A 14694-nucleotide genomic window follows, 5' to 3' on the forward strand; every position below is an offset into this window, starting at 1 on the left:
AGTTGCGAAATTGAGAGATTTCAAGCTTTATAGAGTCTCGTAACACAAACTATTAACATAAAAAAAAGCCCAGCAGAATGCCAGGCTTTACCAATCTATTTATTCTACAAATAATCTGTTTGCTTCAGCATCCGATGCAACATCACAGCAGCTTGTGCACGAGTGGCATTACCCTGAGGTTGGAACTCACTTGTGGTCATTCCCAAAATAATCCCAGATTGCACAGCTTTAGCTACGAATTCTGCACTTTGATTCTGAATTTTAGACTTATCCTTAAAGCGAGCCAGTGTTGAGGCAGAAGTGCCGCTTAAAGTAATAGGATGTTTGGTGTATTCCATTGCCCGAATCATCATGATTGCCATCTGCTCTCGAGTGATATTATCATTAGGCCGGAAGGAGCCATCCGTGTTCCCTGTAATAATACCAGCCTTGGCTGCTGCACCAATATAGTCTCCAGTTTGTGTGGAAGGCTGCACATCCCGGAAGCGCTGTGCGGTCTCGCGATCGCCTAGCAAACCAAGTCCCCGGCTAAGCATTACTGCAAACTCTGCACGGGTAATCTTTTTTTCTGGACTAAATGTAGTCCCGTAACTGCTATCGATGATAGTCTTTGCACTAAGCTCAGCTACGATCGAATTACTCCAATGCTTACTCATATCTGAGAAGGCCCGGGTTGATATAAAGGTTCCTAACACCTGATTACCCTCCGTACGAGCACGAATAATCGTATAGCTACCTACCGTACTTACTTTTGTTGGCAGATAGGCTGCATCGTAATAGGAAAGATCCAGTCTAGCAGCAGATGTCTGCGCATTGTTCAATGAAGAAGTTGTACGCACAGTGTATTCTCCAGGTACCGATAATGCCTTAGCATTAGAATAATTGCTGCTTACTATCGCAGTCACCCGGACATCCATAAGACTAGTAACGCTCTGCATCCCCATAGTTTTTAGCTTTTGCTCAAATGGGGAGAACGTACCTGCCGGAACCTTTTCTAAGCGGAACACCAGCGAGATATTTTTACTGTCTGCAATCAAGCTAGTCGCTAATCCGTTCATATCGATATCGTCTAGTCCTACGCTATATAAGTGATCGCCATAACGTATCATAAATTTTGTGGTTTTACTGCGATTTACAGCATCAAGCAAAGGCTTTAAAGGAACAGTCACATAGGCCGATTGTTCTGTAGCAGGCACCTCAAAAGCTAATGTATCACTACTTGCCTTATACAGATATTCATAACTGGCCGTCAGGCGATCTGTGTTTAAGGTATATCTTTTTACAGATTGATTGTATAACGAACGGTCATCCACGATTTGTGAAGAGTCACTCTTCAGCAGCGCGTATTCTTTTCCAAACTCACTTGTTGCAAGCGTCCCTAGATAGGATGGACGATTTCCCGTTCCGGTGCTCACGCCGGTTAGGTTCTTAACAGAGAGAGAAGAGAATGAGGACAATACATTACCGTTCAGATCCTTGATCGTACCTGAACCTGACATATAGGACAAATCGATAGTTTGCCCGGTCTTTACTACTGAGGATGTTGTTATTTTCAAAATATCCCCTGACAAAGTGTAGTTTTGCACACCCATACTGCTTCCATCTGCTCTAACTCCGAACTGATTAGCATAGAGGGAACCAGATGCCTGCATGTTTTTACTGAATGTAACCGTAAGCTCGTCGCCATTGATGGTGGCAGAACTAATCTCAGGTATGCTAGTGCCGCTATTTTCCGAGATGGACACAGGCTGCAGGTTAATATAAGCTGCACGGTTTCCATTTAAATCGCTTATTCCGGTAGTCCCCGGAACATAGGATACAGTAACATTCTGATTCACCGTCAAAGCACTCTGGAGCGTTAGCGTGACCTGTGAGCCACTGACTGATACATTCGTAACATAGTTAGGAGTGCTGCCAACAAGCACAGAGAACTGGCTGTTCATCGGGAGGTTTGTCGTTGACAAGCCTTCATTGTAATTCAGAAGGATTTTATTGCCACCTCCGGTTGCACTTTGGAACACGGGTGGAATTGTATCGTTGCTGTTGCGAATGTAGAAATCTGTGAAATCCGCAATATTTTGTCCAAAAGAATTCTGCAAAGGATAAGAGCCTGCATAATAGGAGACACGAACGGTCTGGCCATTAGAAGCATCGCTATTTAACCCTAAATATACAGTGTTCCCGCTGGAGCTTATGGAGTTGACCCCTAGGGATCCCCCATCTGAAGTCACTAGAAACTGACTATGTGCGTAAGAGGAAACTGCCTTTAAGGAGTCATTGAAATTCAACGCTACCGTTCTACCCGTGATCCGTCCATCTTTGGGTGTAGGCATGGAGGACTCGATAGTGTTAGTAACCTGCTTTGAGCTAAAGGTGCTGGCTGCATTTCCGCTTGGATCTTGAATGGTCCGCAGACCCCCTGTATAGCTAACCTTCACGTTCTGTCCAACCGCTACCCCTGTACTGAGTACCACATAGGCGCTGTCTCCCTGGATATAGACACTTTCAATTGTACGACTCTCATCATTCACCGTAGCACTAAAACTGGAGATCAACAGTGCAATGGAAGAGTTGAGGCTCTCATTGTATTTTAAACGAATGGTCCGATTGTTCTCGAGTGATGCAGATGTGAGCTGTGGAGCTGTTTTATCCTGAGACAAGGTCCGGAAGCTCCATGAATTTTTTCCGCTTAGTCCATCATAGATAACATTAGCATCAATAGCGTCTACAAAAGCTCCTTTAGCAATATCAATATAATAGGTTGAGTCGCTATCTAAAGCTGTTTTAGGTGTAATTACATATTCGTTTGCAGCAGTTGTACTCCGGTTAACAGTAACCGGAACCTGTGCGCCGCCACTTTTATAAAGTGCTACGCCATTTTCCACAGCACTGTTATAATTCACATTACGATTGAATGTGACAGAAAATGATCTGTTGTTAGCTATGGATTCACTCCGATCAGCTGGATTTAGCGCACTTACGTTAAGTCCTGTCAAAGAAGCCGTTGTAAATGTCCAGGTATACGCACCCGAAGCCGGAAATACATTTCCGTCTTGATCGTAAAAAGCTCCCTGCGGTATCGTCACCGTATACTGCGTACTGTTTAGCAAGGGTGATGCTGCTGATGCTGGAAGCAATGTTATAGTTCTGCTGCTTCCTCCTGTAACGGCTGGGGAGTTTACATTAAGCCATCTCGTTCTAGCATCGTTAGCTGCACCTGGAGATACTGTTATGGTTCCAGCTGCAGGCATCATAGGACGATCAAATGTAAGCTGTAGGGCTCCAGTGGTAGATACCCCACCTGATCCGTTTGCCGGTGCAGGAGTCACTGGAATCTCTGCCACACCTTTAGTAGAGAAGCTCCACACATCACCGCTTGAAATCCCGGAATACGTTCGATTATCAACATCCTTAAAAGCATAAGAATCTATAAGAACATAATAGTTACTTCCGGAGGCCAATGTTTTATCCAATGTTAGTTTAACTGTAGTAGAGTTAGCATCAGTCTGAACGTTGACTCTAGTATCATCATCCTTAATTTTGAACTCTTGTACGGTTGCATTATCTGCAGACGACAAAATTCGAATGGAACCTCCACCTTTTATCAGGTTTTTATTTAAGGTTAGACTTAGCTCCTTAAGGGCTCCTGCATCCACTCTTGTATTATTAGCAGGTGAAAAGTTGCCTGCCGTAATCGCTGTATTACTCTCAGGCGCAGTAGTAAATGCCCATGAAGTAACACCTGACTCATTACCATCATTATCCTTGAACAACCCCTTAGGGATTGTCACTGTATAAGTCTTGTTTGAAGTAAACTGTTGATTTAGCTTAAGCTCGTAATCTTTTGAACTACCAATTAGACCATAACTACCAATAGGAATCGTTAAAAAAGGTGAGCTATCACCTTGACCCGTAATAGTAATTTCACCTGACTGCGGGTTTACTTGACGATCAAAGCTCAGTCTAAGGGATGATCCGATAGTTACATAACTTGCTCCAGGCGCTGGTGAGACTGTTATACCAAACTCTGATGCAGCGTACACTGCTGAATTCCCTATTCCAATAGCAGGATAACCCGAACCAAGTACTAACTCTCCCGCTAGAATAAGTGCCGTCCATATTGAAATTTTTCTTTTCATTCCGTGATAGACTCCTCTCAAGCCATACTATCGTCTTTATGTATATTCTTATATTTCGGCTAAAAGGCTGGCAAAGTTTAGTAGTCTACTTCTCTATGGTTAGATTCACTAGCCTTGCTCGTTTTCGCACGCAAAATAACCCGCAGAGCTGACACCATGGCCAACTTGCGGGCTAACATATTATAAGACCGTATGATAAATTACAACCCTGCTTGATCTCTTAGCAATTCTGCTTTATCTACGCGTTCCCATGGAAGATCAACATCAGTACGTCCGAAATGACCGTAAGCTGCAGTTTGTCTGTAAATCGGTTTACGCAAATCAAGCATAGAAATGATGCCCGCGGGGCGAAGATCAAAGTTGTTGCTGATCAGTTGAACCATTTTCTCTTCACTGATTTTACCTGTTCCGTATGTATCCACATTTATCGAGACAGGAGTAGCTACACCGATGGCATAGGCAAGTTGGATCTCACATTTGTCGGCCAAACCAGCAGCTACAAGATTCTTAGCTACATAACGAGCCGCGTAAGCCGCAGAACGGTCCACTTTAGTTGGATCCTTACCTGAGAATGCTCCGCCGCCATGACGAGCATATCCGCCGTATGTATCGACGATAATTTTACGGCCAGTTAGACCAGCATCCCCTTGAGGACCCCCAATAACAAAACGTCCGGTTGGGTTAATAAAGTATTTGGTTTCTGCATCAAGCAGTTCCGCAGGAACAACAGGCAAAATAACATGTTCTTTAATATCCGCCTGAATTTGTTCAAGAGAAATTTCCTCTGCATGTTGTGTAGATACTACGATAGCGTCTACGCGTACAGGTTTTTCATCTTGATACTCAATCGTAACTTGTGTTTTACCGTCTGGACGAAGATAGTCCAAGGTTCCGTTCTTACGAACTTCAGATAAACGACGTGCAATACGATGTGATAAAGCAATCGGCAGTGGCATCAGTTCAGGTGTCTCGTTCGTAGCAAACCCAAACATGAGTCCTTGATCGCCTGCACCAATATTAGCAGTTTCTTCAGCTACTTGAGCAGGATCACGGTGTTCTAAAGCAGAGTTAACACCTTGGGCAATATCAGCCGATTGCTCGTTAAGAGAACTCAACACAGCACAAGTATTATAGTCGAAACCATATTTCGCACGTGTGTATCCAATTTCTTTGATGGTATTGCGTACGATGGCAGGAATATCAACATACTCTGATTTGGTACTGATTTCCCCGATCACCAGTACAAGACCTGTTGCTACTGCTACTTCGCAGGCTACACGTGCATTAGGATCATTAACTAAAAATGCATCCAATACCGCGTCGGAAATCTGGTCACAGATTTTATCCGGATGCCCTTCCGTAACGGACTCAGAAGTAAACAAATGACGCCCTTTAATAGACAAGTAAAACAACCTCCCATATGGTTAGTCTGACACTGTATAAGGGATTCCTTAATGATAACAGGCCAAATAATAAAACTAAATAATATAAATAATTCAGGTTTGCCTGATTTCTTTTTATGAAGGATTTTTGCAAAATTTGATGCCTACATTCACTAAACTCTTCAAAAAAATGAACCTTTTCCATATGGAAAAGGTTTAAGGCTTTCCTCAAAAGTCATATTATCTTATTTAGGGGGTGGTGTCAATTAAACACAGAACCCCCCGTGAGAGTATGAATATTGATTTCACGCTATAAAAAAGCAATATCAGACAAGGAATAAGGCCATCCTAACCCCTGATATTATTGAAAAAGAGACTGTTCAGCTTGCTTAATGAGTCTCTTCGTAATTTCTCCTCCAACAGACCCATTATCCCTTGAACTCAGATGCCCAAGGTACTGACTACGGCCAGAACCACTACCTCCGACTGCTCCTAACTCAGAAGCAAACTCCGTGTCTGCCCCGCCTCCATAATGAGCCCCATATAAACCAAATTCAGCTGCAATTTCATATTGCATTTGTTTCAGCATTGTCCGACTTTCAGGTACGACTGTACGATTATTACGTGCCATGTTACAGCACCTCCTGTGAATTTGTAAGATTACAGGAATATTGTGCGTCCATCACTTAATCTTCAATCGCGCCAATGATTTGTAACTTTGGAAAACAGTTTGAAGGTATGATTAAGTCCGTTTACGGGCATTATGAATATATATCATTACACATTATTTCAAGGTATATCCACCACGAACCATCACAACAAGACCAAGCGTTTGACCCTCTTGAACAGCTATTCCACGACCATCACGAGGGAAGGACAATAAGTGGTTAGATGGTGCAGCTAGTCCGTTTGTAAGATCTTTACCGTCTGTTAAATCGGCCACACCATTGGCATCTTGTGAAACGATTACTGCTTTACCCGCGCGAACGATAAATTCAGCGCCTGCAGAAGCAATTAAAGTTTGGCCGGGCTTCACATCAACAATCACAGATTCATTACTGCTATTTTGACCAGGCGTAGCTACTGGCGCTGTGGTTGCACTAGGCGCAGGTGTAGCACTCGCTACCGGAGTCGTCACTGTACCACCTGATAGTGCTTTCTGAATTTGCTGATCTACGTAGCTTTTCGTAACTACAGGATCATCCGTTGTGCCAGGCTGAGAGCCAACACCAGCACCTTCAGCAGTAATGTTTAGCAGAGATCCAGCCCATACACCACCAGCCAGCAATACGGCTGCGGTTGTTACTTTCCATACCGATTTCAAAGAAGTTCCTCCTCATTATTGGGGATAAAAACCTATAAAAAAAGAATAGCCTCCGAAGAGGCTATTCTGTGCTTCGGTAATCGGAGATTACTTAGCGGAGATTTCTGTTTCGCCAGTAATTTTGTTACCAACTTCATCGTGAGCGTCTGCATCTTTAACGATCTTAACGATGATTCTGTTAACTTCATTGGAGTTCAGATCCAATTCGTCATTGATATTTGCTTTGGAATCAATGATTTGCTTCGAGAAAGTAACAGACCATTTGCCTTTATCCGATCCATTAGCAATCTTAGTTACTTTGTAATACTTTTGATCAAGACGAGTTCCAACGGTATCATTGTTGATGTAGATTGCCAGATGTTGTTCGTCTAGATTTGTTATTTCTTTAGAGAATCCAAGAATCAATTCATAAGAGTTGCCGCTGGAAACCACTGCAGATTCGAACACTGGGCTAGTTCTGCTAGTAAGTTTACCTGTCTTGGAAACTGCTTCGATAGTGTTACCAGATACATCAGTAACACCGTTAACTACAAATTTGTAGTCAGATTTAGTTTCAGTGATTGAAGAGCTAGGGATATTGATTGTTGCACGAGCATATTTCGGACTGGAAGAGCTAGTTGTTACATTACCCTTCTCATCAAGAGTACTAATATTTACATAAGTACCAGCAGGCAATGCCTTGTCGTCCAATGTGTAGCTATTAACATCTAGTACAGAAGCAACGTTAAGACCACTTGCATCTTTCAGATCAACAGTGACAGTAGCATCACCATAAACAGTTCCAGTTGCAGTTACAACTTTTTGGCTGTCATTGATTACAATGCCGTTGTTGAACAGTACTGGAGCATCGCCATCAGTAGATTCTGATCCGATTTTCACAGTCAATACAGTTGCAGCAAGCTTATTGCCAGAGAAAGATTTATCTTTAAAGAGTCCTTCTGGCAGACGAACAGTGTACTCACCAGTGTCTACATTAACAGCAGTTAATGTATGTGTTTTTCCGCTACCATTTGTAGTGTTAGCAATCGCAGTAGATTGACCAGTTTTGTTATTGATCAGTACTACAGAACCTACTCCAGTGTTTACAACATCTTCAGAGAAAGTCAATTTTAGACCTTTAACAGAAGTTGAAGTTGAGTAAGTGATGCCAGTAACTGTAGGAGCTACAGTGTCCTTAGTGAAAGTGATCGCTTGACTTGAAGCAGTTCCCAATGTGTTACCCAATGTATCCTTAACAGTAGCTCCGAATACAACGGTTCCAGTGAAAGTACCAGTGGATGGGAAGCTATTCAGAGGACTTTGCAAGGTGAATTTCTTGCCATTACCAGTAGTAATAACACTAAATGTACCTTGGCTTTCTCCAACAGAGTTCAAGAGACGAACATTACCAACCAAAGATGCACGGTCAACGTTCTTGTCAAACTCAACTTCAACGAATTTGTCGCTAACTGGAGTTACGCTCTTGATTACAGGAGCAGCAACGTCAGAAACAACAGTTACAGTTGTTTTGATTGGGTTTGGATTAGCAACATTACCTGCATAGTCAGTTACATTAAGCAGGGATACATCATATGATTTACCGCTTTCCAACGATACTCCACTCAGTTTGAACTCAGTGTAAGTGTCATTTTGTACAGTCGCGGAAGCAGAAGAACCATTTACGTAAGCCACGATGCCAGTAGTTTTAACTGGTTCGCTAAATGTTACGTATACGTCTTTAGTTGTTGCTTTAGCTGTAGAACTAATAGTAGCAACAGTTGGAGCTACAGTGTCAGCGATAGGAAGCAAAGTTGTGAATGCTGGAACAGCTTCACCAGCAGTTGTCTTCACAGCATCGTTCACAACAACTGTGTAGTTACCTTTAAGACCTTTAGTTCCTGGCACAGTAATAGTAGCTTCTGTGTTGTCAGCATTGAAAGTTACATAAGCGTTAGCTACTTCATCATCTTTGCTACCAACTTTAGTTACTTTTACAACACCGTCGATAACTTTGCTGGATTCAGCCAGTGTATCTGCATCGATCGAACGGTTGAATTTGATTACTACTTGTTTAGCATTTGGAGCAGTTGCGGAAACAACCTTAGGAGCTGCCAAAGTTACTTTAGTAGTGTAATCATGATCGTTGTGTTTGAAGTTGATTGTAGTTTCAACTCCAGCTACAAGAGCAGTTGTCAATTCAACAGTTGTAGTAGTTTTGTCAGAGAAAGTTACAACTACTTTAGTTGGGCTTACTGCTTCAGCAGAAGCGATTGTAGCTGCTTGACCCAATTGATCAACAGCATATGCTGTTTCAACTACCAAAGAACGGCTAGCGTTAGCTTTGAAGTTAGTGTCTTTAGCAACCAAACCTGCGTCGATTACTGCTTGAGCGTAACCTTTAGCCCATGCGGATGCAGAGTTGTCAGTTGTAGTTGGTTGTTCCAGTTTCAAAGCGCGGAACAATACAGCCGCAACTTCTTCAACTGTTACTTTACCGTTGTAATCGAAGATACCTTTAACAGTATCTTTACCTTGCATGTAGTTTACTGCAGTAACAGCTTCGATGTAAGGCACAGCCCAGTTCGATGCGTTGTAACCTTTGTCTTTGTAAGACAATTTGTTAGTTACTTCAGTAAGGTCGAACAATTTAGTAACGATCTTCGCGAACTCAGCACGAGTAAGATCTTTTTCAAGGTGAGCTTGACCATCTGGGTATCCGTTGAGAATACCTTTCGCTGCCAAAGCATCAAATTTTTGTTGCGGAGTTGTTGCTGCGTCACCAAACGCTACAGAGGCAAACATCGAGAATGCCATTGCTGTAGATAATGCTACGGATAAAATTTTCTTCATAACCTTTTTTTCTCCTCCTTGGACGTTCATAAACTGAGATTTTTCTTTAGTTGAGTAGCTCATGTCACTCATTAGCCGATGCACCCCCTTTCCCGAGTTGAGCAAATTAAGTATAAATAATGTCTGTGACGGGTATCACAGAAACTGGTAAACGAATTTAGGACATGACAATACTAGATTCCTAATTATACCTAAGTATTATACAATGTGCCTCAAGTCACGTAAAGCTAATTTTTCCATTTTGTTAAATTGGCTTTACCAGCGGTTAATTTCAGCCCCTGTGTAAATGACTCTACACCTTAAACGCAGAAGATTTGAAAAAGTTGCGGTTTCTCAAAAAAAATCTTCTTTTTTATATTTTCCGGTGTGATCCCATTAGAAGATACATATGTATGTTCTACTAACTATTGTTAATCATGGGTGCCTACGGAAAACAGTATATCATAGTCGCTTTCTAAACGTCATTATGCAATATTTACTAAGAATCATTAACACTTGTACTATTAATTTAAACATTCCTACAAAAAACAAAAAAAGCGCCGTTGCCGACGCTTGCTTCTATTACATTGTTTCTAACGAATCTTCATAGATAATTGGATCAATTCCTGACGCTTCTCAGGACTCGAGTTCACATTGTCATACATTGCATCAATAGCTGCGCGGTTCTCGCGGTAGCTCTTCTCATGCTTGATTGTAGTATGAGACCATTCGATCAGAGCATTCTCAGTAACAACAAGCTCGTTGTATGAATCGTGGAATCCTGTTGCTTGCACCAGTTCCTCCATGACCTCTTGAGTGATCTCCTGTAGTGCCCGTTTAGCTGCAATTTCCTTCTCCAACACTTTTGCTCTATTCTCAAACATATTCTTGGCTTTCATGTAATCCAACTGTGCTTTTGATAAAATCGGTTTCATCGATGGCTTTCACCTTTCAGAAAATAATATTTTCTACATTATTGTATCGTAAATCGGTGCAGATTACAAAATTTATGTCGCTGGTAATTGTTATCTTTACATCAAAACTCCGACCTACGAATACTTTTCGCAGGCCGGAGCACTTTTTTATTCTTTAGTTAAAGTTCTTAGGGAAGATGCTTGTACTCTTCTGTAAGAGTGCCACAGTAATCTTACCAGCCTCTGCTCTAGTCAACTTACCCTTCGGGTTAAAGTTATAGACGGGCTTCTTTTGGCCTGTAACGGTCACAGCACTTCCTTCCATAATCTTAGCTTTAGATATAGCTTCAATTGCAGGACGTGAGTAGAAATCCATGTTGCTTGTATCAACAAATGATTTGCTTAAGCTTGCCAACAGTTTACTGTCATTCAACGACATCTTGAGTTTCAACGCCCTAGCTATCATTACTGCGGCTTGTTCACGTGTTAAGGCTTGATCAGGCCCAAAGAAGCCATCACTGAGGCCTGTAACAATACCTGCCCTAGCAGCTGTCTCAATGTGTTTGAAATCCCATGTAGCCGCTACGGCTTCTGGCACAATATCAAAGAAGGTTTGTTTATTAGCATCATAGTTCAAAGGAATACTTAATGATTTCACCAACAATGTAGCGAATTCACCACGAGTGGTCAAATCATCCGCCCCGAATGCATCTGCTCGAAGATTAGTCATAAATCCTTTGGAATACAATCCATTCATTATATTTCTGCCCCAAGGATGATTCGTAATATCAACAAAACCACGGCGCAGCTTCATAACAGTGTAATAACCAAATTCATCGAATGGAACGGTGATGGTATGTTTTTTCGTATCTACGACGCCGCCCAAATTCTCCCACTTACCTGAATCTGTATATCGGAATACTGTAATAGTCGATCCCACTTCATCCACAATGCTGGAGTTGAAAGTAAGCGTCAATTCACCACGTTGGGAAGGTACGATTTTTCTTGTTTGACTATACTGCGTAAAGTATCCAGTCTTTCCACTGGCATCCACGAAATGCGGGGTAACCCCGTTGGTCTCAAGATTAACGCCATCATTTCCTAGACCACCACTAAGCCAATAGATATCCGATACTCTCGAAAAGTTATTAGTAGAAACGGTTGATGTAAAGCGTAGAGCAAGATCCTGTGGAATCACAAGCTGCCCGCCCCCGCCTTCGGTTCTGTCGTCACTACCCGTTACGTTGATAATGTTCCCGTAATCATTCTTACGTTCAACAACGCCATCAGCGGGATCCGCGATACCAAACAACAGTTTTGTATTAGGATAATATTTTGCAGCACCAGAGCTAGTATATCCCTTCATAATCGTACCTTTAGGGAAGTTCAATTCCAAGGTTTTATTAAAGACACTATACTTCGTAGCTACCTTCTCCGCCATATATTGTGTATCAATCTGCACTGCACTAGCATAATACACATTTATAGTATCGCTTATTGTGGAGTTAGCACGAACCACTTGTATCTTAATAGGATTCGATTTGTCCGCTTTTAAACCCACATAATCATAGGTGAAGCGATCTTGATTTGGCAAATCCGTACGTTTAATTGCTTCTTCTTTGCCAATTATTACTTTTGTGGCACCTTCAGCCTCAATATCAAAACGAACAAAGTTTTTGTTAACAACAATTTGCTCACCTACCGTCGCTACAGGTGACAGAAGACGATATGGAGCAACTTCCCGCACTACTTCAAGACGTTGTGTAGTTCTTGCCCCTGTTTTGTTAATAAGCTCTAGGGTATAAACTTGACTTCCTGGGGCATCAAACTTAATGTCACGTAATCTTAAAATAAAGTTTTTAGCACTGCCAATGTAGTCATAATACAAACCATTTGCAGCCACTTCATCAGGATAACGTTTAGGACCAATAGGTCCAGCGGATTCCGTACCGTCAATTAGCAGCTTATCCTGCCCCGTCGAAGTAAACACCAGAGTAGAGCCCTGATAAAGATTCAGCGTTGTAGCACCACTACCTTGTAGTACCAAGTCGAATTTATCTTTGCTTGTTGTATATTTTTCATCCTTATATACAATCTCAGCCGGCAATGCCAGCATGGCATTACGCTCGACTTCATTAGAAAGGGTTGTAGTTGTAAAAGGTAAACGATTATCCCCTAAAGTAGGATGGAATTGTTTTACCCCAGAAATGTTGGTATCAATGATGTAAATTTTAAGTTCTTTTTTGATAATACGTTGGTTACCAGCATTATCTCTTGAGACTCCAGTAAACACGATTTTATTCTCACCGTATACCAGTGGTCCCGTCTGACTGATTGTCACAGTGAAATTAAAAGTTGTTTTATTTACTGTTGAGTTTTTTTCTACTTCAAGCTTAAAAGGATTGCTAGATAATGAGTTACTGTCTGTGCCGTTAATTTGCACTTGTGCATTTTCTATATTTTCGAACCCGATATATTCCCCAGCGACATTAAGTTTTCTTTCTACACTGGAATCGAATTCGTAGGTCTGACCATCTTGCAGATTACTTACATATATATAGTTTTTCGATACATATGAAATATCAGCATTATAGAAGGATTCGGATCCTTTATAACGGAATTGTACCTTTTGTTGACCATTAGAGAACCCTGATATTTTATAAATATATTCATTTGTTCCTGTGCCTGCAGTTACATAATCTATGGATAGTGGTTTATTACTCAAAGGCAAATAGTTTGCAGTTATATCTGCTGGGGTTGTTGATCTATTTGTCTTCGCCATTATATAGAAACTATCCGTCTCTAACTGTTGGCCATTCAAAGGCAATTTAGAGATATTGGTAAGATCACCTGAGCCTGTATATCCAGGAAGGTAGTACATTTCTGTTATAACAGTCTCATTTTTCAAAAATTTATATGAATAAAGATGAGAACTGCTGTGGCTGCCATAATCTACAGACAATTTAAAGTCATTTACACCCGCCAAGATTTCTAAATCAGCTGCAGTCTTAAATTTAACCAATTTATACGTTGGCGTAACGCCATCAGGACCAGGAATTGTTAATTCTTCTGTCACAGCACTAATCGTTACAACTTTTTCGGAACTATTACCTTTATTAAGAGTTAGCACAGCATTTGTTGCAAACGGAGCCACGTTATATGGAACTAAGATCTGTCCAGTAAAACCTGCAACACTTGGAGTCAAATCAGCAGTCAACGTAGGCACATTATCATTTAAGATATTATAGTCCGCATTGTCGTGGTTGATGTTCAAAGAAGCGTACGGTTGATCCTTATCAAAGAAATATACGGATCTGTCTATTGTTATTGAATCCGAAGCATTTTGAATAACAATCTTAAGCGTACTTAATCCCGGACTCAAGTTCAGCGCGGGGGTGAAAAATGTTCCGTCTTCCAATAGGGAAGTTTGTAATGCAGTTCCTCCATTCACGGAGACACTGACTTTAGTGGCATTCGTTACTTTACCTTGAAGAGTAACTGTAGATACTGGTACGACAACTTGTGTTCCTTCATTTAAATTAAGCGCAGAAGGACCACCCAAAACTTTTAATTCTGTTACATAGGGAACTTTATCATAAAGAACATAAAATGATTCTGAACGTTGGAGATTCCCTTGCATACCAGAAAAGGTCACCTTATTAAATCCTGTATACAAAACAAGACCAGATGCTACAAAACGGTTATCCGGGCTATTGGTATCTGTTGTTACCGCTCCCGTAGTCAGGTGAGTAGCATCTGTTACCCATTTATTAGATTGACTATCTTTTGTAAGCTGCTCTACAGTAACCTTCATCGTGGAAGATGTTACCTGAGAGTAGGTTCCTGTAATTGAAAAGGTAGGGCTACTTACTTTGTAAACACTAGAACGGTCAATAAGTCCCTCAGGATTAGGATTAGCTGTTGTTGCTACAACATCCTGTTTCAACAGAACAGTATTACGTAATGTGAGATCATCCGGACTGAAGAAAGTCGTGGAGCTCGTGGTAGCCGCTGCCGCTATGGGCGTGTATTTACCTGGGAACATAGAAACGATCAAAGCCGCCAGCATCAGCCAAACGAACGGTCTCTTAAAGCGTTGCATGTGTTATATCTCTCCTTTGAGTATA

Annotated in this window: 7 protein-coding genes; all 7 read right to left on the minus strand. The window is 41.5% G+C overall.

Going from position 1 to position 14694, the window contains the following annotated elements:
- Positions 1 to 104: 104 nt before the first annotated feature.
- Positions 105 to 4139, minus strand: coding sequence for an Ig-like domain-containing protein (locus tag MHI25_RS28895; protein WP_340394697.1), 4035 nt, complete (start codon positions 4137 to 4139; stop codon positions 105 to 107).
- 200 nt (positions 4140 to 4339) lie between these two features.
- Positions 4340 to 5542 carry a methionine adenosyltransferase gene (metK, locus tag MHI25_RS28900; protein WP_036681514.1) on the minus strand — a complete coding sequence of 401 codons (1203 nt, stop codon included), beginning with the start codon at positions 5540 to 5542 and terminating at the stop codon, positions 4340 to 4342.
- A 340-nt stretch (positions 5543 to 5882) separates the two neighbouring features.
- The gene (locus MHI25_RS28905; RefSeq protein ID WP_036681516.1) at positions 5883 to 6152 is read right to left on the minus strand and encodes an alpha/beta-type small acid-soluble spore protein; all 270 of its coding nucleotides are present in this window, start codon (positions 6150 to 6152) and stop codon (positions 5883 to 5885) included.
- 153 nt (positions 6153 to 6305) lie between these two features.
- Positions 6306 to 6845 (minus strand): hypothetical protein, encoded by a 540-nt coding sequence (locus MHI25_RS28910; RefSeq protein WP_076279128.1) that lies wholly within the window; start codon positions 6843 to 6845, stop codon positions 6306 to 6308.
- An 87-nt stretch (positions 6846 to 6932) separates the two neighbouring features.
- The gene (locus MHI25_RS28915) at positions 6933 to 9704 is read right to left on the minus strand and encodes an Ig-like domain-containing protein (protein ID WP_179086293.1); all 2772 of its coding nucleotides are present in this window, start codon (positions 9702 to 9704) and stop codon (positions 6933 to 6935) included.
- 542 nt (positions 9705 to 10246) lie between these two features.
- Positions 10247 to 10588 carry a hypothetical protein gene (locus MHI25_RS28920; RefSeq protein WP_036681520.1) on the minus strand — a complete coding sequence of 114 codons (342 nt, stop codon included), beginning with the start codon at positions 10586 to 10588 and terminating at the stop codon, positions 10247 to 10249.
- 154 nt (positions 10589 to 10742) lie between these two features.
- Complete coding sequence (locus MHI25_RS28925) at positions 10743 to 14669, minus strand: S-layer homology domain-containing protein (protein ID WP_036681521.1); 3927 nt, start codon at positions 14667 to 14669, stop codon at positions 10743 to 10745.
- Between the last annotated feature and the right edge of the window lie 25 nt (positions 14670 to 14694).

The sequence above is a fragment of the Paenibacillus sp. FSL E2-0177 genome, from assembly GCF_037992975.1.
Taxonomy (GTDB): Bacteria; Bacillota; Bacilli; order Paenibacillales; family Paenibacillaceae; genus Paenibacillus_AQ; species Paenibacillus_AQ odorifer.

Excerpts from the sequence above, each read along its gene's own strand:
- MHI25_RS28895 (WP_340394697.1), bottom strand. The coding sequence starts at position 4,139 with ATGAAAAGAAAAATTTCAATATGGACGGCACTTATTCTAGCGGGAGAG.
- MHI25_RS28905 (WP_036681516.1), bottom strand. The coding sequence starts at position 6,152 with ATGGCACGTAATAATCGTACAGTCGTACCTGAAAGTCGGACAATGCTG.
- MHI25_RS28915 (WP_179086293.1), bottom strand. The coding sequence starts at position 9,704 with ATGAACGTCCAAGGAGGAGAAAAAAAGGTTATGAAGAAAATTTTATCC.
- MHI25_RS28920 (WP_036681520.1), bottom strand. The coding sequence starts at position 10,588 with ATGAAACCGATTTTATCAAAAGCACAGTTGGATTACATGAAAGCCAAG.
- MHI25_RS28925 (WP_036681521.1), bottom strand. The coding sequence starts at position 14,669 with ATGCAACGCTTTAAGAGACCGTTCGTTTGGCTGATGCTGGCGGCTTTG.